Raw genomic sequence first — 26,366 nt, 5'->3', positions numbered from 1 at the left:
TTTTCTGTCAAACGCAGCGCCATCTTCATTGGGATAAGCATCCGATGAATATTCTGCCGTCAGCGCCAGCCGATCCGTGGCCTGCCATTCAACCCCACCAAACAACGCCGCTTCACCGCGAAACCAGTTATTGGTGCGCACAAGACCGCCATCCCCGCTTCCGCTTCCTCCCGGGCGGAAATCGAACCGGTCCGAGAAGATCGACAGCGGGTTGTCAAAACTGTTGATGCCCGCAAGGCGCCCCCACCCGATCCCGCCTGTAAAGCGCAGGCGCGGTGTAATTGTCTTGCTGGCCACAATATATTCTGACGAATACAACCCTGTGCCAAGAAAATCGTTCAACCCCACCGCCACAGCCGGACGGCGGGCGGTTTCGTCCAGAAACCGGTAGTGTAGCGAAAAGCTGCGATCAAAGCGAAAGTCAACAACCGGGCCTCCCACATTTGGCCGGATGTTATATAACTGAGAATACCGAAAGCTACCCGACAGGCGCGGCGTGATCTGAAAGGTCAACGTATTGCGCGTCTGATCGCGGAAGTGGCTGGTTGTAAAGGACAGTTCTGCATCCGGGCGACTGAACGCGCCCGGCATATCGATCAGGCCCGGATAGCCATATGTGTTGTATCCGGTTTCGATAGTTTGCGCAAAAACGGGGGCCGTGCAGCATAAAGCCACAGCCGTCACCGAGAGTTGCGTTTTCAGACAGTCCACCCACATGTAGCGTTGGTACGATATTCAAGCCCTAAAAACAGCCCAAAACGTCACACCCGGAAACAAAAAACCACCTGTGCCTTACACGTCGCAATTCCCGGTCTGGCGAAATTCCACACCATCCTCGCGGATAATGGCCACCGTCAAACGATTGGTGGCATAGGCACCCGTATCAATAGAAATGCGACCGCTTTCAATTGCAGGCTGATCCACAATCGTATGACCGTGAATAATCCACTGCCCGTCGGTGCGGTTGCGCCGCGTAAATTCGGGATGCCCCCACAAAAGTGTTTTTTCAGGCTGATCACTCAATTCCAACCCCGGATCGGCGGCGGCATGGACAACGCTGATATTTCCACTGTGCCAGGACAGAGGCAAGGCGCGCATCCAGTCGATCAGACGATCCCCCATGGCAAGCGCCAGGGCATCGCGCGCCTTGGCAAAATCGGCGGGGCCACTGCCCGGCCCAACGCCGCTGACGCCAAAGCTGGCCAAGGTTTGCAACCCGCCATATCGTATCCATGCACGCCCCGCCTTGGTGGGGTTGTCCAGAAAATCCAGACACATTGCCTCGTGATTGCCCATCAGACAGATAAGATCACGGCTGGCTGACACATCGGGATCTGACAGCATTTCCAGAACGGCACGGCTTTCATCGCCCCGATCAATGTAATCCCCAACACAGATCAAAGGCACGTCGGACGGCAAATCATCAATCAACATCCCGACCTGCTCCAGCAAATCGGCGCGTCCGTGAATGTCTCCGACAACGGCAAATGGGTGTTCGGGCCTGCACGGGGCATCAAAAACAGCCAAAGGCGGGGCGGCGCTTTTCCCTTTGCCTTTGTGCCAGAACCGCGCAAAGAATTGTTTCATAGGCCCGCCATACCTTTATACGCCTTACCCCCGCAAGGTGTGAACAATTCCTTGACCCTGTATCGGTTTGTTGGGCATTAAACCGATATGTTCCGGCTGAATATGCCGCTTGATCGCATTTGGCGCGTTTAATTTTTTACCGGATATGGTATTGTCACGACAAATATAAGGAACCTTGGACATGAAGAAAATTCTTGTTGCTACTCTGCTGATCGCTGGCTCATTCTCCGCACCCGCTTTTGCACAGGACCAGGCTGCCCTTGAAAAGGCACGAGAGCTTGACGCCTGCAATGGCTTTGAGGTGTTGACCGCGCGCTTTGAGCCGGTAAACCAGCTTGTCGTTAGTTGCGGTGATGCCCTTGCGGCCTTGCCAGGCGGGGCGGGTGCCGGTGCCGCGGCGGGTGCGGCCGCAGCCGGTGCTACGGCCACAAACGTCGTACCGCTGGTTGGCGCACTGGGCCCGGCACTTGGTCTGGGTGCCGCTGCGGTTGGCGCGGCGGCCATTGCCGGGGGCGGCTCAACCTCCGACACGCAGTAACGGGCGGTCTACAGACCGTCAGCACCGGGCAAAGCCCATGCGGATCAATTGCACACCGGATATCCTGTGGTATCCGGTGATGCGGTGACGCGCCGTCGTCATAAACCAATCGCGCAGCGCTGCAGGATAATGGCTGGCGATCACATTGCTCCAATATTCAAAATCCGCACGCGTCAACGGCTGACCATAGGATGAAGGGCCGTGAAACCCGAACGTGACGCGCGGATCAATACACACATTCCCCGCCCCCAGATACATCGTGCAGGATGACAGGCACATGGGGCCCCGGATTTCGACCCGCTGTTGCAAGGCCCGGATTCTGTCAATCACGCCAACCCGCTGGCTGATGACCCCGCCCCGATCGTTCCGCACCACGATATTCGTCGCCTGCTGCGCCATTGCCTGGGACGCGGCAAAAACCGCCCCCCCCAGTGCCAAAATTTTGCATAGCCGTATTATTTGCGTAAAAACACGCATTTTTCCACTCCTCTTTCACCAAGGCCCGCGCCAAAGGGCACAGGACCACCCGGGATCGAGAATGGCCGATAGAAGTTGCCAGAGCGTTCACCGCACCGGCGCAAAATAGCTATGACTTTTCAAGAATTGGCGGTGATGCGTTAACCAGAACCGTCTGATCCGAAGCCTTCACAGGGTAACGAGTGGTGGCTTGCCCGATCCAGCCCACAGACAGATCCGCTCTCACCCGACTGTGGGATATCAAGGCGATGGCAATGGCTGGTCTGCGGGTCGCGGGCGATAGATATCGAACCGCCGCCCTTTGCCATCCAAGGGGTTTGTTTATTCCTTACGGTTCAGGTGCTGTTTTTCCAACAGCGCGACCGCATGTTCCAGCGTCTCGCCCAGCCCCCAGCCGTTGGCATCGGCCACCTTGTAAAAGGCCTCGATTGTTTCGGGTCTGGCCTTGATGTTGAACTGTGCATTGCGGCCGGTGCGCCGGCGGCGTTGGGGCTTTTTCGGCTTCTCGGCCTTGGCCTCACGGCTTTTGAACCCAGCGTCTTCCGCCGCTTGGCGGGTGTCCAGCTTTGGGGCCTGTTTGGCCTTGGGGGCAAAATCGCCCAGATCGCCAAGGGCGGCCCCGAACCCCAGATCCGGTCTTGGTTTATGGGTCATGGCCGGGCCTCTTGTTTCAGACGCGCGACGACTTCGCCGGCAAATTCGCGGGCATTGTCGATGGCCTTTTCGATATTGCTGACCTCAGCACCCCGCAGATCCGACAGAGTGCCGCCATAATCCAGCAGATCACGATAGGCGGCCCGCTCGACAATCGCGGTTTTACAGGTTTCGATCCCGCTGGCGGTCAGTTGTTCTTGCACATTGCGCAAGGCGCGCGACCGGACGGCGGCACTGGTTCGGGTGAAAACCACGCAATGGGGAATCGCGCGGCGGGCCATCTTGGCCTGGTTGGCGATCAGGCGGATGGTCTTGGCCCCTCCCCTTGCGTCCATTGACGAGCCCTGGATCGGGATCAGCACCAGATCGGACATGCCGATGGCATTGGCCACCATCAGACTGGCCGTACCTTCCAGATCGACAATCACGAACTGGGTTTTCCCCGACGCCTCTTCGATCTGATCAACGATGCTGTCTTCGCTGACACTGCCCACGATGGTGATCGTGTCAGGCTTCCCCGGCAGATCGCCCCACTGGGAAATCCAGCGTTCGGGATCGCCATCGATGAGGGTGACACTGGCGCCGTTTTCAGCCAGCTGGGTGGCCAGGATCAGGGCGGTCGTGGTCTTCCCCGCCCCGCCCTTCGGGTTTGCAAATGATATGATCGGCATGACTACTCCGCCTTGTTTTTAGATGGATACCAGATAGCTATCCGATATCTCAAGGATATTTTATAGTACCTGATAGATACCTAAAGGATATCTTATGTCTATCGGAAAGCTTTCCAGTACCTTCTAGATACCAAGGAGATATGTAGAGGATACTAAGAAATAAGGGCTGTATGATAGGGGAGGGGGTCTGCTCTAATCTTTCGCGCACAGATTTTGTCGTGGTGCTTATGACATTTCCCGACACATCGCTGCCGCTCTCTTTCGTCAAAGCGTGAGATCTGAAATCCAAGATATTTTTCTAAGTTTATCTTTGAACCGACCTGAAAACCAAAGTTATCCACAGGTTGCGAAGCGCGTTCTGGTGTTAAATAGGTGTTAAGTAGTGTTACGTTGATTTTGAGGGCCTTTTTCCGCTTTTAAATCAGCATCTTATCGAATGGCCCGGTAACTGATAACACGAACTTTGGTAACTGATAACACGAATCTCGGTAACTGATAACACGAATCTTGACGCCGGTACCTAAAACCACGAATGTGCCTTATGGTAACTGATAACACGAATCCCTTGGCGCCCCTGCTGCCCGAACGCCATCCCCAGCATGAGCTGTTCATTTGCGATGTCGGCGATGCGGTTTTGAAGGATGTGATGCAACATATGGAGCATCCGTTTTATTCCCTGTCAAAGAAACCGGAAACCACTGTCAAACGCTATCGCAATGGCGACAACTGGTTGGAAATCACGCCCAGCGTCAAAGGTCTGGCAACGATCTATGACAAGGATATTCTGATTTATTGCATCAGTCAGATCATGGCGACGCTGAAGCAGGGCAAAAAGGTATCGCCCCGGGTGCGGATCAACTCGCGGGAATTGCTGATCTTTGCCAATCGCGGTACCAGCGGGCGGGAATACCAATCGCTGCTTGACGCACTTGACCGGCTTGAGGGCACGCGCATCCGAACCAATATCGTCAGCGGCGATGAAGAACAGATCGAAGGCTTCGGGCTGATCGATGCGTCATCCGTGCGGCGCAAACATGGCTTGGATGGCCGCCTTTTGTGGTGCGAGGTCAAACTGTCGGACTGGGTATTCAATGCGATCCGCAACGAAGAGGTTCTGACCCTGCACCGGGATTATTTCCGTCTGCGCAAGCCGATCGAACGCCGGGTCTATGAAATAGCCCGCAAACATTGCGGCCAACAGGCCACGTGGCGGATCACCCTGGCCAAGTTGTTGATGAAAACCGGATCGCAAAGCCCGCAAAAGCGTTTTCGCCAAATGATCAAACAACTGGCACAGCATGACCACCTTCCTGATTACGAAGTCGTTTTTGACGAAGCCGATGACATGGTGATCTTTACCAACCGCAACACCATGTCACCCGGTCCGCTGTTTGAAACCCATATTCCTTCCCTGCATCCGGATACCTATGATCGCGCCCGACAGGCAGCCCCGGGGTGGGATATCCACGGACTGGAGGCCGAATGGCGCGATTGGGTCATGGAACCACCGCGCGATGCCGACCGGGCCTTCATTGGATTTTGCCGCAAGTGGTTCGAAAAGCGTGGTCGGCCCTAGCTAGGTGATGATCCTTCTGCTCGCGGATCAGTATTGAGCAGCCTTGTCAAATGACTGCAGTGCAGATGAGTCTGCCTTTTTCAGGCATGTGCCTGATGCAACAACAGAGTGCATCATGGGGGTACGAAGCAGGAAAAACCTTATCACCGCGTGCCCGGGGCAGGGGGCAGGACCGGGGGTGCGATCAAAACTTGGACCGTTCAAATCATATTTAAAAGGCGTTGTGAGGCGTTTAATAAGCGCGAGACCTTGCTTGAAAAACGATTGAAAAAATTCTGATCAAACAAGACCATCGCAGTGCCGCAAACGCAGATCATGACAATCATCTGTCCTTCAGACATCGCGACGCAGCTTTCATGAAACCCGGCGCATCGGCCGCCCCTGCCGCTGATGGGGCAATCGGTGTAAAACCCCGTCACGGCCAATTTTTGTGGGCGGCGCAGGTGGAAGACGGGGTTGCCAAACCCTGCCTTGATCCGGTTAACATCGCCCCGCCATCGGGCGTGGGTATTTCGTTGCAAAAGGCTGACATGCACTTTCATTTCATCACGACTGCCGGAATGGGCTGCGCCACCTTGGGGCACAAAGCCAAACCGCGCGTTATTGCCGGTGCTGGCAGCAATTTGAGCCTGCAATACCTTGTTTCGGGCAAGAAAATTCTTTCGCACGCTCTGTGATGCGCTATTTAGAAACGCAAACGGATGGCCAGGTGCCAGAGATTGCCAGATCAGTTCCAACGGGCCACACCATTCTGGCGCGAATAACAAACACTAAGGGAGAGACACCATGAAACATTTTATGACCGGATTGGTCGCCGCAGCGGCGATTACGGCGGGCGGCGCGCAGGCCGAGCAATCGATCGTGATCGGCCACGCGCTTTCGCCGCAATCCCATTACGGGTTGGGGGCCGATGCATTCATTGAAAAACTGAGCGAATTGTCGGGCGGTGAATTCACCGGTGAACAGGCCCCCGCCGGGCAATTGGGCGGCGAGCGTGACATGATCGAGGGTTTGCAAATCGGCTCGCTTGATGTGGTGATCACCTCGACCGGGCCCTTGGGCAATTTCGTGCCCGAAGTTTACGTGCTGGATCTGCCGTTCCTGTTCCGCGATTATGACCATGCGCGCAATGTTCTGGATGGCGACATCGGCAAAGAGCTGTTGGCCAAGATCGATCAGAACAACCTTGTCGGGCTGGCCTGGTCGGAAAACGGCTTTCGCCATGTGACCAACTCACAGCGCCCGGTGCGCACCCCCGAGGATCTGGACGGGCTGAAGCTGCGCACCATGGAAAACAAGGTGCATATGGAAGCGTTCAGCGATCTGGGCGCCGCGCCCACGCCCATGGCGTTTCCCGAATTGTTCACCGCCTTGCAACAGGGCGTGGTCGATGGGCAGGAAAACCCGATCACGGTGATTTCGGCCTCGAAATTCTGGGAGGTTCAGAAATACGTTTCGTTGACCGGGCATGTCTATTCGCCGGTTGCGATCCTGGCCTCGCCAATCCTGCTTGATAGTCTGAGCGATGAGCAGCGCGGCTGGTTCGATGAGGCCGCCAAGGCCAGCGCCGCCGCCACCCGCGCCGAAGTGAACCGCCTGGAAGACGAAGGCGTGGCGCTGCTGCGTGAAAATGGCATGGAGGTGATCACCGATATCGACAAGGCACCTTTTGCCGAATTGGCCGAACCCGCCTATGCGATTTATACCGATGAATACGGCACCGAAATGGTAGACCGGATCAAAGCGGTCGAATAAACGGTTTTACACGGCTTCAGGTCGGCGCGACATTCGCGCCGACCCTTTTCATTTTACGAAAGTATCCAGATGACGCGCCTCTTCCTGCGGATCGAAGATTTCACCACTGGCCTGGCGCTGCGTGCATCCATCGGATTTCTGATCATCGCCGCCGCGCTGGCGCTGTTTCAGGTGATCACCCGGTTTGTGTTTGATGCGCCCTCCACCTGGTCCGAGGTGATCACCCGCTCGGCGATGATCTGGTCGGTGTTTCTGGGGGTGGCGGTGGCGTTTCGCCATGGGTCGATGATTTCGGTCGATGTGATCATGAACAATGTGCCGCGCCGTCTGGGTCTGACCCTGTTCATGGTGGCCAATGCCGCCTCGTTGATCTTTTTCGCGATCCTGTTTTGGCAGGGCTGGTTGATGACCGAACGGGTGATGAAACAAAAACTTGCGGCGTTGGAAATTTCCATCGCCTGGGTCTATTCCGCGCTGCCCGTTGGATCGGTGTTCATCATGATCGCGGTGATTGGTGCGATGATCCGCGGCGCACAGGGGGGGTGGCCCACCCCCGTTGATGGCCCGGAGATTCAAGCGTGAACGCCGCCCTGGGCCTATCCCTGGCGATCCTGTTTTTGCTGGGTGTGCCGATTGCCGTGTCCATCGGTCTGGCCTCGGTCATCGGGATCGAGGCGCAGGGCCGCCTGCCGCTGTTGCTTGTGGCGCAGCGGATGTTCACCGGCATCGACAGTTTTCCATTGATGGCGATTCCGCTGTTCATTCTGGCGGGCAATCTGATGAGTGCGGGGGGTATCTCTGAACGCCTGGTTGCCCTGGCCAAATCCATTGTCGGTGGCATTCAGGGCGGGCTGGCCTGTACCTGTGTTCTGACCTGCATGTTGTTTGCGTCGGTGTCGGGGTCGTCTGTGGCCACGACATTTGCCATTGGTGCCATTCTTATTCCGGCAATGGTGAAACACGGCTATCCCAAACCTTTGGCGGCTTCGATTCAGGCGTCCTCGGCGGAATTGGGCGTGTTGATTCCGCCATCTATCCCGCTGATCCTGTATGGGGTGTCGACCGATACATCGGTGGGCAAACTGTTTATTGCGGGCCTGGGGCCCGGGGTTTTGGTGGCGGCCTCGCTGATGGCGCTGGTTTTGGTGATTTGTCGGGTGCGCGGTATCGGCATGCGTGACGGTGAGGGGCGCGAAAGCGTGGGGCGCGCGTTTCTGGGCGCGCTGCCGGCGCTTTTGGTGCCGTTTGTGATTTTGGGCGGAATTTATTCGGGTATCTTCACCCCGACCGAGGCCAGCGCCGTGGCCGTGGCCGCCGCGCTGATCGTGGGCATGGGGCTGTACCGCGAATTGAAAATCGCCGATCTGCCCGCGATTTTAACCAAAACCGTGATTGCCACCTCGGCGATCATGATCATCATTTCGGCCGCGGCGCTGTTTTCGTTTCTGATCACCCGCTCGGGCCTGCCCAATGACATTGCCGCATGGTTCCGCGATGTGTTCGAAAGCAAACTGGCGTTCCTGTTGGTGGTCAACCTGTTGTTGCTGGTGGTGGGGATGTTTATCGAAACCTCGGCGGCGATTCTGGTTCTGGCGCCGATCCTGACACCCATTGCCGTGGCATACGGGGTGGACCCGGTGCATTTTGGCCTGATTGTTGTGGTCAACCTGGCCTTGGGGATGATCACGCCGCCTTTGGGGGTGAACCTGTTTGCCGCCTGTCAGGTGGCCAACCTGCCGGTTGAAAAGATCATTCCACAGCTTGTGTGGTTCGTTCTGACGGTCTTTGCCGCGCTGATGGTGATCACCTATGTGCCCGCAATCACCCTGTGGCCGGTCGAACTGGTCTTTGGGGGGCCGACACCGTGATTTTCGGTGTTGCCCGATAAACCCTGAGGACCATTTCCAAGGCCCGAAAATCAGCCAAAAAGGTATGTCCCGGCAAACTCTTGGCCGGGGGCGTTACAGGCGTGGAAACCGGTCGATATTTACGCATCATCCAAAAGTGAGGAATCCGGGGAATTTTTGCGATCCTAGCGTTCCTTGCGTGCCATCGACCCCACCGAGGCCAGAGGCGATACATGTTCAACCCGCCCGGAGATGCGCGCCCGGCGCCCCACTTTCGGGCGCTGCGTTTCCGCCCAGGCCGCGCGCAATTCGTCTTCGTTCTTGCGCCACCATCCGATGCGAATGCCGGTGACTTTCTTTCCGGTTTTCATTGGTAAAATCGAAAGATTGAAAGGGGCCAGCGCGTTGATCTCATCCATTACCGGCTTCAACACATGTTTGTTCAGCGCCCCAAACGCGGGATATTTTCCGTCTTCGACCCCAAGAAGCTGTCGAAACTGCTCTAACGGAAAATCCTGGTGCACCTTGCGGCTGAGGTTCGTCCATTGCGACGCATTTTCGTACAGCGACACCGCATATTTCGAAGAGAACGCCATAAGAACCGGCAGTGCGATCCGTCCCCATATCGAACTGTCGCGCAACATTTCCACCAACCGTTTGTCGAAAGAATAGGTCAGAACACCCGAAGGGCGCGACGGATCATCCATATCATTGCCGCCCAAAAACTGCACCCGGCGGGTCCGGTTCCCCGAAAGCCTCACAGTTAGGATCGTTTGCATCAAAGACAGGATGGCTTCTTCCACCATCTCTGATCCTTTGTGGGCATCGGGGCGCAGATCGGCCAATTCAATCGTGTAATCGCGCCCTTCCTTGATACCCTGGCGGTGGGCGTTGTGCCACAGCACGGTAATCGCCCGCCTTGCGTTGAGGGTAAGTTGCTGATGCCCCGTAATTTGAATGAGTTCCGAAGGCTTGATCGCCTCATCATGGGTGGGCGTTAACGCCAAAACTCGCAATTCATCAGTCATGGAAAAATTATAAACTGGCGCCGTCAAAAAGTGAATATATCGCAAGGGTATTCTTCACTTTAAGATCACCTTCTGTGGATAACTTTACAGTGCACTCCGCAGATTTCCCCGAAAACCTCACATTTGAGCCCCGGAAACCTCACACTATTCCCCGAAAACCTCACAGTATCCCCCGGAAGCTTCACATTATCCCCCGGAAACCTCACATTAAAAACCATAAGCCTTTGATAGTGCTTTTGAAATCCGCCCTGAATCTTAGAATCTTGAACTATGAAAGACTTGAAGGGCAAAGATAGCCCATGCAGCTCAGATGAAATCTGTGGATAAGTTGAGCTGGGGAGTTTTAAACAGGCTTTGAATACGGGCGCTATCTGGCCCGATCAGTCAGGTCTTTCAGAGCGGTCCAAGATCCAAGCCAAGAACGAGGCGGTTTCACAACCGCCCGTGGGCCTTACTTTTCCAGTTCTGGCAAAACCTGCCGCAGGGCGTTCAGCAACTGGTTTCCCGAGATCGGCTTTTTGACCAGTTTGTCCTGCTCATCGATAAAGCTGATCTGATCGCGGTCATAGGCGGTGATGTACACAAACGGGATTCCCCGCCGCTTGAGGATCTGCGCAATCGGCTCTGATGTTTTGCCCCGGCCCAGATTCACATCCAGAAAGGCCACATCGATATCCGAAGTTTCGGCCGCTTGTCTGGCCTGTTCCAGGTGCACGCTGGGGCCGACCACCTCAAACCCCATGTCTTCAAGGGTGTCGGTCATTTCAAATGCGACCAATACTTCATCTTCAACGATGAAAACTTTCAAATTATCGGACGCCATAGGTTTCTCCGTTTATCCATCCAGCGGCATGGTCAATCGCCATTCAAATCCATCGCCGCCATATGAAACGTCGACTTTTCCGTTCGTTTCCATCGACACAGCCACGTCTGTAATGAATGAACCGAATCCCTTTTCTGTAGGAATAACAACTGCGGGGCCGCCACGTTCCACCCATGCGACATAAAGTTCGGTCTGATCGGCATCTGTTGTACAATCCCAACACAGATCAACCGTTCCCCCCGAGGCGGAAAGCGATCCGTATTTCACCGCATTGCTGGACAGTTCATACAGCGCCATGGAAATCGCCAGAGCCTGACGCGAGGGCAGGTTGATGTCGGGGCCGCTGTGTCTGATGTTGTCGCCGCCGATCCGCACCACAATGTCTCTGACCATATCCCCAAGCGGGGCATGATCCCAATCCGACCCGACCAGTTTTTCATGGGCCTTGGCATAGGCATCCAGCCGGTCGTCAATGGTGCGCCGTACCCCACCGGGAATTTCTGCCTTGCGCAGGGATCGGCTGACGATGGATTTGACCACGCTGAACACGTTTTTGACCCGGTGGTTCAGTTCCGCGATCAATACCTTTTGCTGCTCGGCCAGGCGATGTTCGGTGTCGATATCGATCAGGGCCACAACAGCCCCCATCCGGTTGCCGGCCTTGTCCAGAACCGGTTCGCCAATCAGGCGCAACCAGAACCGGCTGCCGTCCCCGCGTTGGTAATGCACGTCAAGTTCGGCGCGCGCTGCGCCTTCGTTGATGACCTTGGCCAAAGGATATTCGTGGCTTTCCACCTGTCGCCCGGTGGCATCATATGACACCCATTCGCCATAGGATTGGGTGTTTTCGGAGCGCAGAACCGGGTGGCCCAGCATGGTTTCAACCGCCTGATTGCCCATGACGATGCGCCCGTTCTGATCCGACAGAACCACCCCGACCGGAACAATTTCCAGCATCGCTTCGAATAGGTTCAGCCGGTTGGCGGCATCGGCGGCCAATTGTGCATCGCGTTCCTGATCCGCCGCCACAAGCGCAAGGCGGTTTTGCAGGTTGAGGATTTCCTGGCGCAGTTCAGCATCGGTAGAATGTGGCATGGGACCATCCCGGAGTTAACAATGGACAAGCTTTGGAAAAAAGCGCGGCAGTGGGGGCAGAGAGGCATAATCGTATTTACTGTTTCAGAACCGGAGGAAAGCAGAAAGATGGATTGTACAAAACCGCACCTTTCGCCGCGCCTTGGCTATGTCTGCCCCAGTGCGGCGAAAAAACGGATCATCTCGGCCGAGGCATCCGGCCCTTGGGCATCGGCATAAGAGCCTGCGGGATTGCCCCCTGACCAGGCATGGCCCAGCCCGTCGATCTGCCAATGTTCGGCCAGAACCTTCCCCCCGGTGCCAAGGCTGGTGATGCGGCGAAAACTGCGCCCGGCGGTTTTGCCATCATCAATGATTTCGGTCTGCGCCCCGGCAGGCGCGCGGGCGTCGTTGAAAATCTGCTGGCCGTTGGTTTGGGTGACCGTGGCATCGGATGCGCCGTGAAACACGATTGTCGCCACCGACCGTTTGGCGGGTTTGCCACGTTTGCCCGCGCCTTGCCCGGCCATGGCGGCAAACGCCTCGCTCACACCGCGCGCACAGCCATAGGGCAGGCCGGAATGGGCCCCGACCCCGGCAAAAACATCCGGATAGGTGCGCCCCAGGATCACCGCCATCGCCGCCCCCGCCGACAGGCCGGCCACAAAGATCGCCTGATCCGGAACGGCGTGTTTTTCCGCCACCTCGCGCACCAGACCCGCCAAAATCGCCGGTTCCCCGCGCCCGTGCTGTTGATCGGCGCCGCTGAACCAGTTCCAGCAGGACTGCGCATTGTCGCCCCGCGCCTGGGCCGCATAAATCACGACCAATCCGGCGGCATCGGCTTGGGCGTTCATCGCGGTGCCGATGGCGAAATCCTCGGGGGTTTGGGTGCAGCCATGCAGCATCAGAACCAGACCGCGCGGCGCGGTTTCGCGCCCCTTGGGCAGATGCACCAGATAATCGCGCGATCCCGCCTCATTGGTGAACCGGGCACGCCCCGGCATCGGGCCTTGTCCGGGCGTTTTCAGCCCAGGGTAGGGCGGCATTTTTCCGGCCCCACCGGAAAATCCCGCATCGGCCAGCCCATGCTGGGCCAGGGTGTTTTGAATAAGCGTTGTGGCATCGGCAAGGCGGCCTGTGCGCACGTCTTGCAAGGCCCGGCGCAGGGCGTCGGGGGTCATTGAATTCATCGTGGTATCCTTTGGGGGGCGGCGTGAACGCCGGGTGTTTGAATTTAGTGGATGCGCGCGGCCAAGGCGGTTTTCACCTCTTTGCTGGCCTGCAAGGCCCCCAAAACGGTGATTGATCCGATGGTTTGCAACGCCAGTTCGGGTGTCACATCGGGCGCAATCCGTGCCAGACCGACAACCCGCACATGCAGGATTTCACCGGCATCGCGCAGCGCCTCAAGATCGGCGGTGGAATAGTAGCGCAATCCCAACTCCATCGTGTGGCGTTCGATGGATTGGCTGACCGTGGTTTCATGGGTGCCAAGCTGATTTCGGATCGCCGTGCGAATGAAATCCGAGCGGTTTGAATAAAACCCTTCCTGCACCAACAGATCAATCCGCCCCAGATCCACATATCCAAGGTTGATGGTGATTTTTTCACTGTCGGGGGTGCGATCACGCAGTTTGACGATGTCAGCCATTTATTTCTCCATCCATATGGATGGTATATGGATGTTATTGCGCTGCTGGCAAGGGAAATCGGCACAGGCCGTCAAAAATACGCGGGGGGACGCCCCCGGGTGCAGCACCCGAAGGCGTGGGGCGTTACATCAATCGTCCCATTTGGGCAGGGCTTCCAATTCTTCCTCGGTCAGATTGATCCGGAATGCGCCATCGACCAGTTCCAGTTGATCCAGGGCAACGATGACATCTTCATCACCAAGACCCAGAAAACCTTCGGTTTCGATCACCACAGCCACGGGCGTGCCCGTTGCATCGGCAAGAACCTCTTCGATTTCACCAACCTTTTCACCGGTCGATCCGATGACATCGTAATCGTCGATCTGATCAACGCTCAGGTTGAAAGGCATGACCATCAGCGCGTCGTCTTCGATTTCGACATAGCTTTGCGCAGTGGCGGTTTGGGCGGGCAGGGTGGCGGGCGCGGCAATCATTGCGGTGGTTGCAAGTATGGTAAGGACATGAGCGGTTTTCATGGCTGTCTCCTTTGATATCTGTGTCTGTCTTCCCCCCCTCAACGCGATCCCTGGGCCGTCGTTCCAAAACAACGGATGCATCGGCAACAGATCGCCGTTGGCCCGAAATCCGGCGCTCCCGGCGCGGCAAATGAATTGCCCAAATGCGCGATTTCATTTTTATGGCAGTTTCCGCGTTCGCTTGATTGGGATATTCGCAAGGTATGGATATTGTTCTGGTCACCACGGTTATCGCCTCGCTTTTTCTGGTCATTGGCGCGGCCGAGCCGTTGGCGGCGCGTTTGCGCCTGCCCTATACCGTGATCCTTGCGGTTCTCGGGCTGTTGATCGGGTCGGGCGCGCTGTTCTTTTTGCGCACGGATCTGACCGATGCCCTGAACCCGGTGGCGACGGCGATTCTGGGATTGCCGATCAAATCCAACGTGTTCCTGTATGTGTTTTTGCCGACGCTGCTGTTTCAGGCGACGTTGGGGATGAATTTGCGCCGGATGATCGATGATTGGGTGCCGATTTCGGTTCTGGCGGTGGTGGCCGTGGTCGTGGCCACGCTGAGCGTTGGATATGCCCTGTCCTGGGCCAGTGCGCTGCCGCTGGCGGCGTGTTTTCTGGTGGGAGCGATCGTTTCCACAACCGATCCGTCGGCGGTGGTGTCGATTTTCCGCTCCATTTCGGCGCCCCGGCGTCTGGCGCGGATCATCGAGGGCGAAAGCCTGCTTAATGATGCCGCCGCGATTGCGCTGTTTGGGGTGTTCATCGGCTATGTCACCCTTGGTGTGCCCGACCCGAAACTTGGCGCGGCCCTGGCCCGGTTTCCGGTTCTGATCGCCGGAGGCGCATTGACCGGCTGGATGGCGGCGCGCATCGCCGTCTGGATCATGGCGCTGTTCGGGCGTCATGAACTGGCGCTGGTGTCGGTTTCGGTGGCGCTGCCTTATCTGGCCTATATCGGGGCGGAACAACTGATCGGCGCTTCGGGGGTGATTGCGGTTGTGGTAGCCGGTCTGACGCTGAACCTGACCGGGCCGGGGCGGTTGCCCCCGGCGGCCTGGATCAACCTGCGCGAGGTCTGGGATCTTTTGGCGCACTGGGCGGGCGCGCTGATCTTTATCCTCGCCGCTCTGCTTATCCCGCGCTTGCTGGAAGAGGTCAGGCTGAATGATTTCCTTTTGATCGGGGTGGTCATTCTGGCGGCGATTGCGGCGCGGGCGGTGATCTTGTTCGGGCTTATTCCGTTGCTGACGCTGCTGCGGGTGTCGCCGGTTGTCGACCGGCCCTATCAGGTTGCCATCCTTTGGGGCGGCTTGCGCGGGGCGGTCACGCTGGCGCTGGCGCTGGCGGTGACCGAAAGCATCCGCATTCCGATCGAGGTCAAGCGCGTGGTGGGGATTCTGGCCACCGGGTTTACCCTGTTCACCCTGATCGTGCAGGGGGCGACCCTGCGCAGCGTGATCGGCTGGCTGGGGCTGGATCGTCTGTCGGCGATTGATCAGGCGATGTCACGACAGGTGGTTGCCGTGGCGCTGCAAACTGTGCGCGAAGACGTGGCGCGCACCACCGATGATTATGAACTGACCCATGAAATCGTGCGCTCCGAGGCCAAGGCATTTGGGGAACGGTTGGACCGGGCGGTGAAAAAGGCCGAAGACAGCGCCGATATTCTGGACCGCGACCGGATCACACTGGGCCTGATTGCCCTGGCCGGGTTTGAGCGCGACACAATTCTGTCCCGGGTGCGCGAACGTACCATTTCAACCCGGATGGCGGAACAGATCCTGTCCGATGCCGACCGGTTGATCGAGGCGGCCCGCTCGGGCGGGCGCAGCGGTTATCAACGGGCGGCGCGGCGGTCGGTGTCTTATGGGCGGGCCTTTCGCGCCGCGGTCAAACTGCGCAGCCGCACCGGCCTGTCTGCACCGCTGGTGCGGATGACTGCCGACCGGTTTGAACTGTTGCTGTCGCAACGTTTGATCCTGCGTGATCTGGATGCCTTCATCCATGGGCGGATACGGCGTATTCACGGGCGGCGTGTGGCCGATCTGTTGCATGAATTGCTGGCGCGCCGGATCGACACGGTGGAAACCGCACTTGAAGGGCTGCGCCTGCAATATCCCGGCTATGCCGAAGAGCTGGAACGCCGCTTTATCCGCCGCACTGCCCTGCGCCTTGAGGAACGCGAATACACCGCGATGCGCGAAGACGGCCTGATCGGGGCCGAGGTTTATACCGCGCTGATGCAAAGCCTGACCGCGCGCCGCACCGCCGCCGATATCCGCCCGCCCTTGGATATCGCGCTGCAGCGGGCCGAACTGGTGCGCCAGTTCCCGCTGTTTGCCGATCTTGAGGCCCCCGCGCTCAGGCGGCTGGGCCGGGCGCTGCAAACCCGGTATGTCAATGCCGGCAAGGTGATCGTGCGCAAGGACAGCGCGGTGAAAAACGTCTATTTCATCGCCTCGGGCGCGGTTGAGCTGGAAAGTGCCGGCCAGATCTGGCGGTTGGGCCGGGGCGAGATGTTCGGCCAGATGCCGATCTTGATGAAAAACGCCCGCCGCGCCGAAGTGCGCGCCATCGCGCCCTCAATGCTGCTGGTGCTGGATGTGGCGCGGTTCCGGTCGCTTCTGCTCAAAAGCGCGGCGCTGCGCGACGGTGTGCGCGCCAGTGCCAAACAACGCGGCATAGACCCCGATGTGTTGCTGATCGAACCCGCAAAGGATGCCTGAGCGTCAAACGGTGATCTTCATATATCCGGTGCGGCACCTTTATGAAGCGCCTTGAAGGCAGGCCAGGCAAGAGCGCGAGAATCGCCTCTGCCTTATGCAACGTTTGAAATACGGCCCTGTGTCATCAAGGCTGCTAGGCGCCTTTGCGCAGGGCAACAACCACCAGAGTTTGCCAGGCGATCCACAAATCAAACCGGAAGGATGCCTTGCTCAGATAGAATATGTCGGCCGATACCTTGCGCCGGACACCTTCCAGTCCATCCACATATCCAACCTTGACCTGGGCAAAGCCACTGATCCCGGGGCGCACAAGATGGCGTTCGCGGTAACCGGGAATTTCGTCAAGATAGATGCGCGCATGGGCCAATGCATCGGGGCGGGGGCCAATCAGGCTCATTTCGCCGCGCAAAACGTTGATGATCTGGGGCAGTTCATCAATCCGGCTCTTGCGCAGGAAACGGCCCAAAGTGGTGATCCGATCCTTTTCCAACGGATCAAACGGCCCACGCACCATTGTCGGGATCGCCACCATCGACCGAAACTTGACAGCCCGAAACGGTTTGCAATCCTTGCCCATCCGGTCTTGCCAGAACAGCAATGTGCCTTTGTTCAGGAATGGATTCACCACCACAAGAGCCAAAGCGAAAACACCCAGCGGCAGCAGAAGAAGAAGGCTCACAAAAATATCGAATGTGCGTTTCGCGATGCAATAGCGCGTGGCAGGCAACACCACCGGAGCAACAAAATTCGACCGGTCAGAAACCAACACAGCCGCAAGCGGCTCGCCCTTCATATCCAGCATGAGAACCCCCCAAAAATTTCTTAAAATCAATTTCTGTTTTTTAACACATTATTAAGATCTATCAAGAAATTAAAGTCAGGTTCGGTTAATTCACTGATTTCAGGAGAGAGGAAGATATATCGGCGGGCAGGGAGGGGGAACAACCTGTAGCTGTACAGACCTGTAAGTGTCAGTTTCTGGCGACGGTTTATTCCATGAACAATCCAGACGTTATGCCTGTCGGGACAGGTTCTTTGCATCAATCTTTAACCGTGTCTGACGCCCCAACATATCAAGCATTACATGGACCCGAAGGTCTTGAACCATGCCTTCCACGGTACTGATGAAGTCGGCAAAAGGGCCGCAGGTTATACGAACCTGCTCACCTGTTTTGAAATCAGTATCAGGTCGAAGACACCCCTCCTTGTCACATCGCAACATCCGACCGGTGATAATTACACTGGGAATCGGGCTGGGGATCGAAGGGCCCGTACCTATCAGATTATTGATTCCATTAGCTTTCCTTATCTCATTTCAACGGGGATGGGCCGGGTCCGTTCCCAGAAACAGATAGCCGCCGAAAACCGGGCGCATTTCCTCAATCACACGACCACGCCAGTGCCGGGTGGCTTTATGACGGGGCATGAAAACATCAAACCCACGTTGTTCCAACTGACGAAACGCAATGTGCCCCTGATTGGGACGGCACAAGGCCAGATACCAGGGCGAATCCATAAGATCGGCCGCTTGTAATGAGCGCATATAATAATCGCTCACGAATGAACGATGGCTTGGAAATATACAAGCCACTCTATATTTTGGCGGGGCATTTCCATTTTTTATGGAATATATAATCAAAATAATGAGACACACGGTAAAAAAGATCTGTTCCAGAGAGCAAAGCCCCTTTGCAGATCAGGCATTTGATCTCACGGTTTGATGGTGCGATCCATTCTCAGGAATGGAAGACAGCAAAATAGAACCAGCCATCACGGGGGCACCACGACAACGCACGCCGCCAGAGCAGCCATGCAACGATGGCAAGCACCGCGCCAGCCAAAAACCGGGCATCAATCCAAAGACGTTGCAAAGTGACGGAAATATTCATCTTCGGTCTACCAGATCCCGGGACTGAATACCTGGGCTTCTGGAGAGCCCGTTGTTTGCAGCGCCGGCGCGTATGGTTCATGAACTTCATTAAGCGGTCTACCCCTGAAAAATTTCTGGACGACATTCAGAGTTGCCAATGTTAGTGCAGCAATCTTGCCCAACTGTGGGCGATGGTCTTTATTTCGGACTTCAGCTTACTATGAGAGCCGCGTGAGGGCGGAAATAACACATCTGGTGGATCTAAAAATGAACGAGCTTTCGGATGCGAACCGGCAACGGCTGAACGCGGGAACGGTTGCAAAGGCAATTGAGATTATTCAGGCCGTCACGGCAGGGCCGCATCACTGTTCCACGGTTACAGAAATCGCCGAGCGATTGAATATTCCTCGTCCGACGGCAAATCGGCTGATCAGCAACTTGATCAAACTTGGGATGCTGAAGCGCGATGGCGGCGGCACCCGGATTATTGAGGGCGATGAATTGGTCGATCTGGCAGGCAACGTTTTGACGGGTGCCGCCTCACGGGGGCCGCGTCACGAGGTGCTGCGCCAACTGGTAATCGATTTGCGAGAGACTGCGAACGTCGGAACAATCTCGAATGGGCAGATCGTGTATGTTGATCGGGTCGAGGCGGCCTGGCCGCTGGCCTTTCGGCTGGATGTAGGCAGCCGGGTGCCGATCCATTGTTCGGCAATCGGCAAGCTTTTACTGAGTCGGATGAACGACACGCAGCGGCGCAGATATGTCGACACACTGCCTTTGCAACGACGCACCGAGAATTCGATCTGCGATCCCGAACTCCTGATTCGCGAACTTGACCGCATTCGTGTCACAGGTGTGGCCCTGGACAATGAAGAATGTTTCAGCGGTGTGATCGGGATTGCGGTTGCGATCGGAGAAGAAAGAACAACACCACAGATGGCTCTGGCACTGGTCGCACCGAGTGGTCGGCAAACCGTTGAGGGGATGATGGAATTCGTCCCGGAAATGCGAACTGCCGCCGCCCGTCTTGCCGAATGCTATCGCGGCTGACACCCCTGCGAAATTTCTTGAAAACTGCATTTGGTGCGCCTCGCGCGCTGCAGATGTGCTGAAAATTTCTTGACAGGTAATCATTTATAGATAGCTTATTACTCACATAGTGATTTGATGTGGAGATCCTTGGAGGAGGGGAACTGCATCAGGGAGGATCGCCAATGCCCATTGCAGTGACGTGCGCGCACTATTTTAGCGGCGCCAAATCCATACGGAATTTACGGCCATGACGGCGTTTGGCACCCACTGGCGCAATGCCGAACGCTTTGCCATGCTGTGGCTTTATGCCTTCATCACCGCCGTTATCGTGATCGAAGTGATCCGCCGTTTCGTGTTTGATTATTCGTCGATCTGGGGGGAAGAGGCGGCGCGCTTTGCCTTTGTTTATCTGGTGTGGATCGGGGCCGCCGTTGGCGTGCGCAACCGCTCGCACATCGCATTCACCATTTTGTTCGATGCGTTGCCGCCCCGCGCGGCGGTGCTTTTGTCGATGCTGGGGCACATTGCGGTGATGGTTTTTGCGGTCTTTGCCCTGTGGTGGTCGATTGATCCTGTGCTGACATCCTATCGCTTTGGCTCGGTGGCCGAGGGGCTACGGGTGTCGCGGGTCTGGTTTTTGATCGCCGTCCCACTTGGTTTTATTCTGGTCTTTGGTCGCGCCGTTGGGGTGATGATCGAAGATATGCATGCATTTCGCGACAATCGCCGCCCACCTTCGGGCGAAAAGCTGTTTGATTAAGGGGCCTGCGCAATGCTGTATCAATCTGCTGAGGCAGGCATGGACATTGGCTGGGATGTGCTGGGCGCGCTGATCCTGCTGGGAGTGCTGTTTCTTCTGGCCGTGCCGATCTGGATCGCGCTGGGGCTCAGCGCGCTTGTCATGTTGTGGCAGACGAATGTGTTGCCCCTGTCGCTGTTGGGGGAAAGCCTGTTCAGTGGGGTGAACCATTACGCGCTGATTGCGATCCCACTTTATCTGCTGACCGGTGACGCGCTGGTGCGCACCGGGCTGTCGGTGAAATTGCTGAACTTTGCCGAGGCGACCATGGGCTCGCTGCGGTCGGGGATGGGCACATCGACGGTGCTGGGCTGTGGTTTCTTCTCAAGTATTTCAGGCTCGGATGCGGCGGGGTGCGCGGCGGTGGGTCGCATGACCTATGCGCGGCTGGTCGAAAAGGGTTATCCGCCCAGCTATGCCGCCGCACTGGTGGCGGCCGGGTCGTGTACTGGTATCCTTATTCCACCCTCAATCGCCTATATTATCATCGGCATGATCCTTGGCATTTCGGCCGCCAGCCTGTTTGTGGCGGCCATCGTGCCGGGGGTTTTGGTGCTGATTTCGATCATGCTGACCAATATCGTGATCAACCGCATCTACGACTATGAAAACAGCACGTCGAAATTTTCGTTCTCGGCCTGGTTGGCCGCGCTTTGGGATGCAAAATTCGCGCTGTCGATCCCGCTGATCATTCTGGGCGGTATTTATTCCGGTATCTTCACCCCGACCGAGGCGGCGGCGGTTGCCGTGGCGGTGACCCTGATTATCGGCTTTGCCAGTGGCACCCTGACCCTGGCACAGGTTCCGGCAATGTTATGGAGTTCGGCCAAGGTGAACGGCATCATCGTGCCGATCATCGCGGTTGCCCTGCCCTTGGCCCAGGCGCTGGCGCTGGTTGAGGTGCCGCAACAGTTCGCCGCGCTGATCCAATCGCTGACCGATGATCCGACGCTGACGATCCTGCTGATGCTGGGCGTGTTCATCGTCGCCGGTTGTGTGATGGAGGCGACGCCGAACATCGTGATCCTGGCGCCAATCATGTTTCCCTTGGCGCAAGAGGTCGGCATGAACGATGTGCAGTTTTGCATTTTCATGATCACCTCGCTGGGCGTGGGGTTTATTACGCCGCCCCTTGGGCTGAACCTGTTTGTGATCTCTTCGGTGACGGGTGGATCGATCCTGTCCATCGCGGCGCGGTCTTTTCCTTACGTTATTTCGATGTTGGTGGTTGTTCTTATGATCGCCTTCATCCCTGAACTTTCGACATGGTGGATGTGATGAACGATATTTCAAACCCGAAAAACCTGACGCCGCTGGCGATTGAAACGCCCTGCTGGAACCTTGAGGTCACCGATGACGATGTGCGCGCGGTGTCCAAGGGCGATCTTGCGGTGATGTTGGAACAATTGTTTACGATCCGCCGGTTCGAAGAACGCCTGTTAGAGCTGAGCCGCGAGGGCCTGTTGCACGGTCCGGCCCATGCCAGCATCGGCCAAGAGGGTGCCGCCGTTGGCATCATGTCGGCGCTGACCTCGCAGGATAAGATCAACGGCACCCACCGGATGCACCACCAATTTCTGGCCAAAACCCTGAACCATGCCACGGTTGAGGGGTACGACCCCCTGGCACAAGAACCATCGCAAACCTGGCAAGAGGTGATGTTTCGCACCTATTCCGAGATTTTGGGCCTGAAAACCGGTTATTGTGGCGGGCGGGGCGGCTCGATGCACCTGCGCATGCCCGAGGCCGGTGTTTTGGGATCCAACGCCATTGTCGGGGGCAATATTCCCCATGCGGTGGGCTATGCGCTGGCCGACCGGATGCAGGGCGTTAATGCCGTTTCGCTGGCGTTCTTTGGCGATGGTGCGATGCAGATGGGCACCGCCTATGAGGCGATGAACCTGGCCGCGCTGTATAAACTGCCCACGGTGTTTGTGGTTGAAAATAACCTCTATGCCGTGTCGACCCATGTGTCGGAACAAACCGCCGAAACCCGTCTGGCGGCGCGTGGCCTGGGGCTGGGCGTGCCATCAATCAGCTTTGATGGGATGGATGTGATTGCGGCGCGGCGCGCCATGGAGATCGCGCGCGATCTGATGGAAAAAACCCCCGGCCCGGTCCTGCTTGAGGCGCGTACCTATCGTCATATGCACCAATCCGGCCCCCTGCCCGGCAGCGCCTTTGGCTATCGTGACAAGGACGAAGAACAGGGTTGGATGGACCGTGACCCCGTGCGCTGTTTCCCCGAACAGTTAGAGCGTCTCGGCCTGCTTAGCACTGAGGAGATCACCCGCCTGGAAGAGCGCGCATCAAAAGGTATCGACGATGTTCTGGCCCGCCTGATTGAGGGCGAAGGCGACGCGCGCCACCTGATGCCATCGCTGTGGCCCGATCCCGAAACCGTGGAATACGGCATTCGCGGCGATCTGTCGGAATTGGCCAATCTGCGCACCCTGGAAGAATCCGATCTGACCGAATCCAACAGCAAACAGGCGAAATTCGCCGATGTTATTTCCCAAGTGATGCTGCGCAATATGGAGCAGTTTGAGACGCTGTTCATTCTGGGCGAAGACGTGCACCGCCTGCGCGGCGGCACGGCAGGCGCCACAAAGGGCATCGGTGAAAAATTTCCCGACCGTCTGTTGGGCACGCCGATTTGTGAAAACGGCTTTACCGGTCTGGCCTTGGGCGCGGCGTTGAACGGCGCGCGCCCGGTGGTTGAAATCATGTATCCCGATTTCGCCCTTGTCGCGGCGGATCAGTTGTTCAACCAGATCGCCAAGGTGCGCCATATGTTTGGCGGTGATTTCGCGGTGCCGGTCGTGGTGCGCAGCCGTGTGACCCAAGGCACGGGGTATGGTTCGCAACACTCGATGGATGCGGCGGGGCTGTTCACGCTCTATCCGGGTTGGCGGGTTGTGGCCGCGTCAACGCCCCATGATTATATCGGGTTGCTGAACGCCGCTGTGGCCTGTGACGATCCGGTGCTGGTGCTGGAATATAACCAGTTGTTCCAGAACAAAGGCCCGGTCAGCACCGAAGATTGGGATTATATCGTGCCATTCGGCAAGGCGCGCATCGCGCGGGAAGGGGCCAAGGCCACGATCCTGACCTATGGGCCGATGGTTGATGTGTGTTGCACCGTGGCCGATGATCACGGGCTGGACGCCGAGGTGATCGATCTGCGCACGCTCGATCCCTTGGGCCTCGATTGGGATACGATCCGCGCCAGCCTGTCAAAAACCAACGCGCTGATGATGGTTGAACAAACCACGCGCGGCACCTCAATCGGGTCGCGGATCATCTCCGATGCGCAGAACCGGCTGTTCGATCTGCTCGATCATGAGATCGTCCATGTCACCGGCACGGAATCTTCGGCGGTTGTGTCAAAAGTTCTGGAAGAAGCGGCCTTTGCCCGCGCGCACCACGTTGAGGCGGCCCTGCGCAAGCTGATCGAAACCCGCAATCTTGACCGGCTGGAGGCCGCCCAATGAGCATCGCATCCAACATCAAACATGTTCATCACACCGCCCTAAGCGTGCGTGATTTCGACGCCACCCGCGCCTTTTTGGTCGATTTCCTGGGGTTTGAGGTGGAAGGCGAAGCCGACCGGCGCGATGAGGCGGGCCTGGGCGTGGTCACCGGTCAGCCGGGCATGACCATTCGCTGGGCGCTGTTGAAACTGGGCGCGCACCGGATTGAATTGTTCCGCTATCTGGTGCCCGAGGGTAAAACCGAACCCCCCGCACAATGTGATGTCGGTTTCACCCATCTGGCGTTCGAGGTTGATGATGTGATGACCGTCTATGCCCGCGCTATTGAGGCCGGATATGTGCCGGTTTCCCCGCCCCAAACCCTGCGCAATGGGGCGGTGACGGTGTTTTATCTGACCGGGCCAGACAATATCGTGACCGAATACATGCAATTTCCAGGGGTTGTGGGCGCATGACCGATTCCGCCCCCATTCCCACCGTTGAAAAGCGTACCGTCGCGTTTATCGGCCTTGGCACCATGGGCGGCGGCATGGCCGCGCGCCTGATTGCCGCCGGGCATGATGTGCGCGGTTACGATGTGGATTCCGCGCGCCTGGCCACCTTTGGCGGCACAAAATGCACCAGCATCGCCGAAGCCTGCGATGGGGCGTCGATTATCATGACGATCCTGCCGCGCGATGCCCATGTGATGTCGGTCTGTCTCGATCCCGGCGGGGTGGCCGAAAGCGCAGCACCCGGCACCTTGATGATTGAGATGAGCACGGTTTTGCCTGCCACCTCTTTGGCATTGCATGAAAAAATCACCGCCTCCGGTTTGCGGATGTTGGATGCACCGGTGGGGCGCACGCCGACTGATGCGCAGCGCGGCACGTTACTGGTAATGGCCGGGGGCGCGGCGGATGATTTCGCCGATGCGATGCCTGTCTTCGCACCGATCGCCGATAAATCCGTGCATCTGGGGCCAAAGGGCAGTGGCATTCGGATGAAAGTGGCCAATAACTATATGTCGATGGTATCCATGGTGCTAACGGCGGAAACCCTGGCCATGGCGCGCAAGGCTGGCATCGACACCGACGCCGCCGTCGAAGTGTTGCAAAACACCACCGCTGGGCGCGGCCAGATCAATGTGAATTATCCCAACAAGGTGCTCAGCGGCGATGTGACCCCGGATTTCCCGCTGTCCATGGGCGATAAGGATATATCGCTGGGCCTGACCCTGGGGCGCGATCTGGGCGTGCCGCTGTTTTTGGGCGCACCTGCGCGCGAAATGTTCGGCCTGGCCGGGCCAATGGGCATGTCCGATTTGGATTGCACCGCGATGTTACTGATCATCGAAAAACTGTCGGGGGTGCACAGCGGCCCCGCCCCTGCGCCGGAGGTTAAGGACAATGCCAAATAATCCCCCAAGGTTTTATCGCGCCGCCGGATGGGCGGCTGTGGCGGCCTTTGTTCTGTTCGCGGGCAATATTGCTTTGGTCAAGCTCGGGGGTGCGGTGGGCTTTGTTTCGCCGCGCCTGTCCACGATAGCCGAATTCATAACACTGCTGGTGACGACATTTTTGGGGGTCGCGTACCTGATTGGCGAAGAACGACAGAAAACGACAACAGAGGAGGAGATACTATGACAGACCATAATAAATTGCCAAACGTGCTGGGGTCCGAGGACCGGCGTAATTTCTTGAAACTGACCGGCACCGCCGGATTTACCGTGGCCGTGGCCGCGGTGGGCGCCGGAACCCTAGGCGTTCCTGCCGCCGAAGCGCAAACCAGCTCGGAAGAGCGCGACCGCGAGGCCGCAGCCGAGCATGTGATGACCATCGCAACCGCCTATCGCCTTGGCACGACGCGCACCTTTCCGGTGATGCAGTTGCAGCTGAAGGAAAACATCCAAAACGCCACCCGTGGTAAGGTTTATGTGCGGCTGGTGCCAAACGGATCCTTGGGTTCGGCGGGGGAACTGGCCGAAAAGGTACAAAACGGCACAATCCAGGCCGCCCAACATTCGATGGCCAACTTTGCGCCCTTCGTGCCGGCGGTCGATATCATCAACCTGCCGTTCTGGTGCGGTGACAACCAGCAATTCGTCAATCTTGTCACCTCGGACGTCTGGAAAACCGAGGTGGATTCGCGGATCGCCCAAAGCGGTTATAAGGTGCTGGTGTATCAGCCTGTCGATCCGCGCACGATCAGCCTGCGCCGTGGGTTGCGCGAAGAGCCGGTGCGCGTGCCAGACGATATTCGTGGGCTGAAA

Annotated in this window: 28 protein-coding genes; 14 read left to right on the top strand and 14 right to left on the bottom strand. The window is 57.4% G+C overall.

All coding sequences use genetic code 11. From position 1 onward, the window contains the following. Both C8265_RS18800 and C8265_RS18795 read right to left on the bottom strand, forming a co-directional pair. The coding region (locus C8265_RS18800) for a YjbH domain-containing protein (RefSeq protein WP_240611147.1) at positions 1-684 on the bottom strand (684 nt) is incomplete at its 3' end. 108 nt (positions 685-792) lie between these two features. Further along, positions 793-1,587, bottom strand: a complete 795-nt coding sequence (locus C8265_RS18795; RefSeq protein WP_108485535.1) for a metallophosphoesterase — start codon at positions 1,585-1,587, stop codon at positions 793-795. 181 nt (positions 1,588-1,768) lie between these two features. Between C8265_RS18795 and C8265_RS19605 the strand changes: the two genes are divergently transcribed. Then, entirely contained in the window at positions 1,769-2,125 is a 357-nt protein-coding gene (locus C8265_RS19605) for a DUF2059 domain-containing protein (RefSeq protein ID WP_164512398.1), read from the top strand. A gap of 18 nt (positions 2,126-2,143) precedes the next feature. On the opposite strand, the gene C8265_RS18785 is transcribed toward C8265_RS19605, so the two are convergent. The 3 genes from C8265_RS18785 to C8265_RS18775 all read right to left on the bottom strand — a co-directional run bounded on the left by C8265_RS18785 (position 2,144) and on the right by C8265_RS18775 (position 3,927). Continuing rightward, positions 2,144-2,455 (bottom strand): hypothetical protein, encoded by a 312-nt coding sequence (locus tag C8265_RS18785; protein WP_126623207.1) that lies wholly within the window; start codon positions 2,453-2,455, stop codon positions 2,144-2,146. 468 nt (positions 2,456-2,923) lie between these two features. Then, complete coding sequence (locus C8265_RS18780; protein WP_108485533.1) at positions 2,924-3,256, bottom strand: stability/partitioning determinant; 333 nt, start codon at positions 3,254-3,256, stop codon at positions 2,924-2,926. After that, positions 3,253-3,927 carry a ParA family protein gene (locus C8265_RS18775; RefSeq protein WP_108485532.1) on the bottom strand — a complete coding sequence of 225 codons (675 nt, stop codon included), beginning with the start codon at positions 3,925-3,927 and terminating at the stop codon, positions 3,253-3,255. The genes C8265_RS18780 and C8265_RS18775 overlap by 4 nt, the downstream gene beginning before the upstream one ends. A gap of 541 nt (positions 3,928-4,468) precedes the next feature. Between C8265_RS18775 and C8265_RS18770 the strand changes: the two genes are divergently transcribed. Continuing rightward, positions 4,469-5,503: a replication initiator protein A gene (locus tag C8265_RS18770; protein WP_108485539.1), complete on the top strand. Its 1,035-nt coding sequence runs from the start codon at positions 4,469-4,471 to the stop codon at positions 5,501-5,503. Between the two features lie 200 nt (positions 5,504-5,703). Here C8265_RS18770 and C8265_RS19345 read toward each other — a convergent pair whose 3' ends face one another. Next, a complete protein-coding gene (locus tag C8265_RS19345) occupies positions 5,704-6,240 on the bottom strand; it encodes a hypothetical protein (protein WP_126623206.1) in 537 nt (178 codons plus the stop codon). 49 nt (positions 6,241-6,289) lie between these two features. On the opposite strand from C8265_RS19345, the gene C8265_RS18760 reads away from it, so the two are divergent. The 3 genes from C8265_RS18760 to C8265_RS18750 all read left to right on the top strand — a co-directional run bounded on the left by C8265_RS18760 (position 6,290) and on the right by C8265_RS18750 (position 9,126). Beyond that, on the top strand, positions 6,290-7,258 hold the full coding sequence (locus tag C8265_RS18760; protein WP_108485530.1) for a TRAP transporter substrate-binding protein: 969 nt from the start codon (positions 6,290-6,292) through the stop codon (positions 7,256-7,258). 69 nt (positions 7,259-7,327) lie between these two features. Further along, positions 7,328-7,840: a TRAP transporter small permease gene (locus C8265_RS18755; protein WP_108485529.1), complete on the top strand. Its 513-nt coding sequence runs from the start codon at positions 7,328-7,330 to the stop codon at positions 7,838-7,840. Then, positions 7,837-9,126, top strand: coding sequence for a TRAP transporter large permease (locus C8265_RS18750; protein WP_108485528.1), 1,290 nt, complete (start codon positions 7,837-7,839; stop codon positions 9,124-9,126). Before C8265_RS18755 ends, C8265_RS18750 begins: the two co-directional genes overlap by 4 nt. 164 nt (positions 9,127-9,290) lie before the next feature. Here C8265_RS18750 and C8265_RS18745 read toward each other — a convergent pair whose 3' ends face one another. The 6 genes from C8265_RS18745 to C8265_RS18720 all read right to left on the bottom strand — a co-directional run bounded on the left by C8265_RS18745 (position 9,291) and on the right by C8265_RS18720 (position 14,200). After that, on the bottom strand, positions 9,291-10,133 hold the full coding sequence (locus tag C8265_RS18745; protein WP_108485527.1) for a replication initiation protein: 843 nt from the start codon (positions 10,131-10,133) through the stop codon (positions 9,291-9,293). Between the two features lie 451 nt (positions 10,134-10,584). Beyond that, complete coding sequence (locus C8265_RS18740) at positions 10,585-10,956, bottom strand: response regulator (protein ID WP_108485526.1); 372 nt, start codon at positions 10,954-10,956, stop codon at positions 10,585-10,587. 12 nt (positions 10,957-10,968) lie between these two features. Beyond that, a complete protein-coding gene (locus C8265_RS18735; protein ID WP_108485525.1) occupies positions 10,969-12,051 on the bottom strand; it encodes an HWE histidine kinase domain-containing protein in 1,083 nt (360 codons plus the stop codon). 146 nt (positions 12,052-12,197) lie between these two features. After that, positions 12,198-13,223, bottom strand: a complete 1,026-nt coding sequence (locus C8265_RS18730) for an extracellular catalytic domain type 1 short-chain-length polyhydroxyalkanoate depolymerase (protein WP_338065797.1) — start codon at positions 13,221-13,223, stop codon at positions 12,198-12,200. Between the two features lie 44 nt (positions 13,224-13,267). Beyond that, positions 13,268-13,684, bottom strand: coding sequence for a CopG family transcriptional regulator (locus tag C8265_RS18725; protein WP_108485524.1), 417 nt, complete (start codon positions 13,682-13,684; stop codon positions 13,268-13,270). 129 nt (positions 13,685-13,813) lie between these two features. Beyond that, the gene (locus C8265_RS18720; protein ID WP_164512397.1) at positions 13,814-14,200 is read right to left on the bottom strand and encodes a PRC-barrel domain-containing protein; all 387 of its coding nucleotides are present in this window, start codon (positions 14,198-14,200) and stop codon (positions 13,814-13,816) included. A 203-nt stretch (positions 14,201-14,403) separates the two neighbouring features. Between C8265_RS18720 and C8265_RS18715 the strand changes: the two genes are divergently transcribed. Further along, complete coding sequence (locus tag C8265_RS18715; RefSeq protein ID WP_108485522.1) at positions 14,404-16,917, top strand: cation:proton antiporter; 2,514 nt, start codon at positions 14,404-14,406, stop codon at positions 16,915-16,917. A 133-nt stretch (positions 16,918-17,050) separates the two neighbouring features. Here the strand turns inward: C8265_RS18715 and C8265_RS18710 are convergent, their stop codons facing one another. Both C8265_RS18710 and C8265_RS20030 read right to left on the bottom strand, forming a co-directional pair. Continuing rightward, positions 17,051-17,719, bottom strand: a complete 669-nt coding sequence (locus tag C8265_RS18710) for a sugar transferase (protein WP_240611146.1) — start codon at positions 17,717-17,719, stop codon at positions 17,051-17,053. Positions 17,720-18,232: 513 nt separating this feature from the next. Further along, complete coding sequence (locus C8265_RS20030; protein WP_164512396.1) at positions 18,233-18,433, bottom strand: transcription termination/antitermination NusG family protein; 201 nt, start codon at positions 18,431-18,433, stop codon at positions 18,233-18,235. 621 nt (positions 18,434-19,054) lie between these two features. On the opposite strand from C8265_RS20030, the gene C8265_RS18700 reads away from it, so the two are divergent. From C8265_RS18700 to dctP, 8 genes are all read left to right on the top strand, one after another. Further along, the gene (locus tag C8265_RS18700) at positions 19,055-19,840 is read left to right on the top strand and encodes an IclR family transcriptional regulator (RefSeq protein WP_108485520.1); all 786 of its coding nucleotides are present in this window, start codon (positions 19,055-19,057) and stop codon (positions 19,838-19,840) included. 229 nt (positions 19,841-20,069) lie between these two features. Then, positions 20,070-20,582 (top strand): TRAP transporter small permease, encoded by a 513-nt coding sequence (locus C8265_RS18695; protein ID WP_240611144.1) that lies wholly within the window; start codon positions 20,070-20,072, stop codon positions 20,580-20,582. A gap of 12 nt (positions 20,583-20,594) precedes the next feature. Then, entirely contained in the window at positions 20,595-21,899 is a 1,305-nt protein-coding gene (locus C8265_RS18690) for a TRAP transporter large permease (RefSeq protein ID WP_108485519.1), read from the top strand. After that, entirely contained in the window at positions 21,899-24,115 is a 2,217-nt protein-coding gene (locus C8265_RS18685) for an alpha-ketoacid dehydrogenase subunit alpha/beta (RefSeq protein WP_240611143.1), read from the top strand. The genes C8265_RS18690 and C8265_RS18685 overlap by 1 nt, the downstream gene beginning before the upstream one ends. After that, positions 24,112-24,570 (top strand): VOC family protein, encoded by a 459-nt coding sequence (locus C8265_RS18680; RefSeq protein ID WP_108485517.1) that lies wholly within the window; start codon positions 24,112-24,114, stop codon positions 24,568-24,570. Before C8265_RS18685 ends, C8265_RS18680 begins: the two co-directional genes overlap by 4 nt. Continuing rightward, positions 24,567-25,514 (top strand): NAD(P)-dependent oxidoreductase, encoded by a 948-nt coding sequence (locus tag C8265_RS18675; protein ID WP_108485516.1) that lies wholly within the window; start codon positions 24,567-24,569, stop codon positions 25,512-25,514. Before C8265_RS18680 ends, C8265_RS18675 begins: the two co-directional genes overlap by 4 nt. Further along, a complete protein-coding gene (locus C8265_RS18670; RefSeq protein WP_126623204.1) occupies positions 25,504-25,740 on the top strand; it encodes a hypothetical protein in 237 nt (78 codons plus the stop codon). The genes C8265_RS18675 and C8265_RS18670 overlap by 11 nt, the downstream gene beginning before the upstream one ends. After that, a partial coding sequence (dctP, locus tag C8265_RS18665) for a TRAP transporter substrate-binding protein DctP (RefSeq protein ID WP_206050373.1) occupies positions 25,737-26,366 on the top strand: 630 nt, incomplete at its 3' end. The genes C8265_RS18670 and dctP, both read left to right, overlap by 4 nt.

Source organism: Oceaniglobus ichthyenteri, assembly GCF_003057885.1.
In the GTDB taxonomy this organism is placed as follows: Bacteria; Pseudomonadota; Alphaproteobacteria; order Rhodobacterales; family Rhodobacteraceae; genus Oceaniglobus; species Oceaniglobus ichthyenteri.
This window is presented reverse-complemented; position numbering and strand designations above follow the sequence as displayed.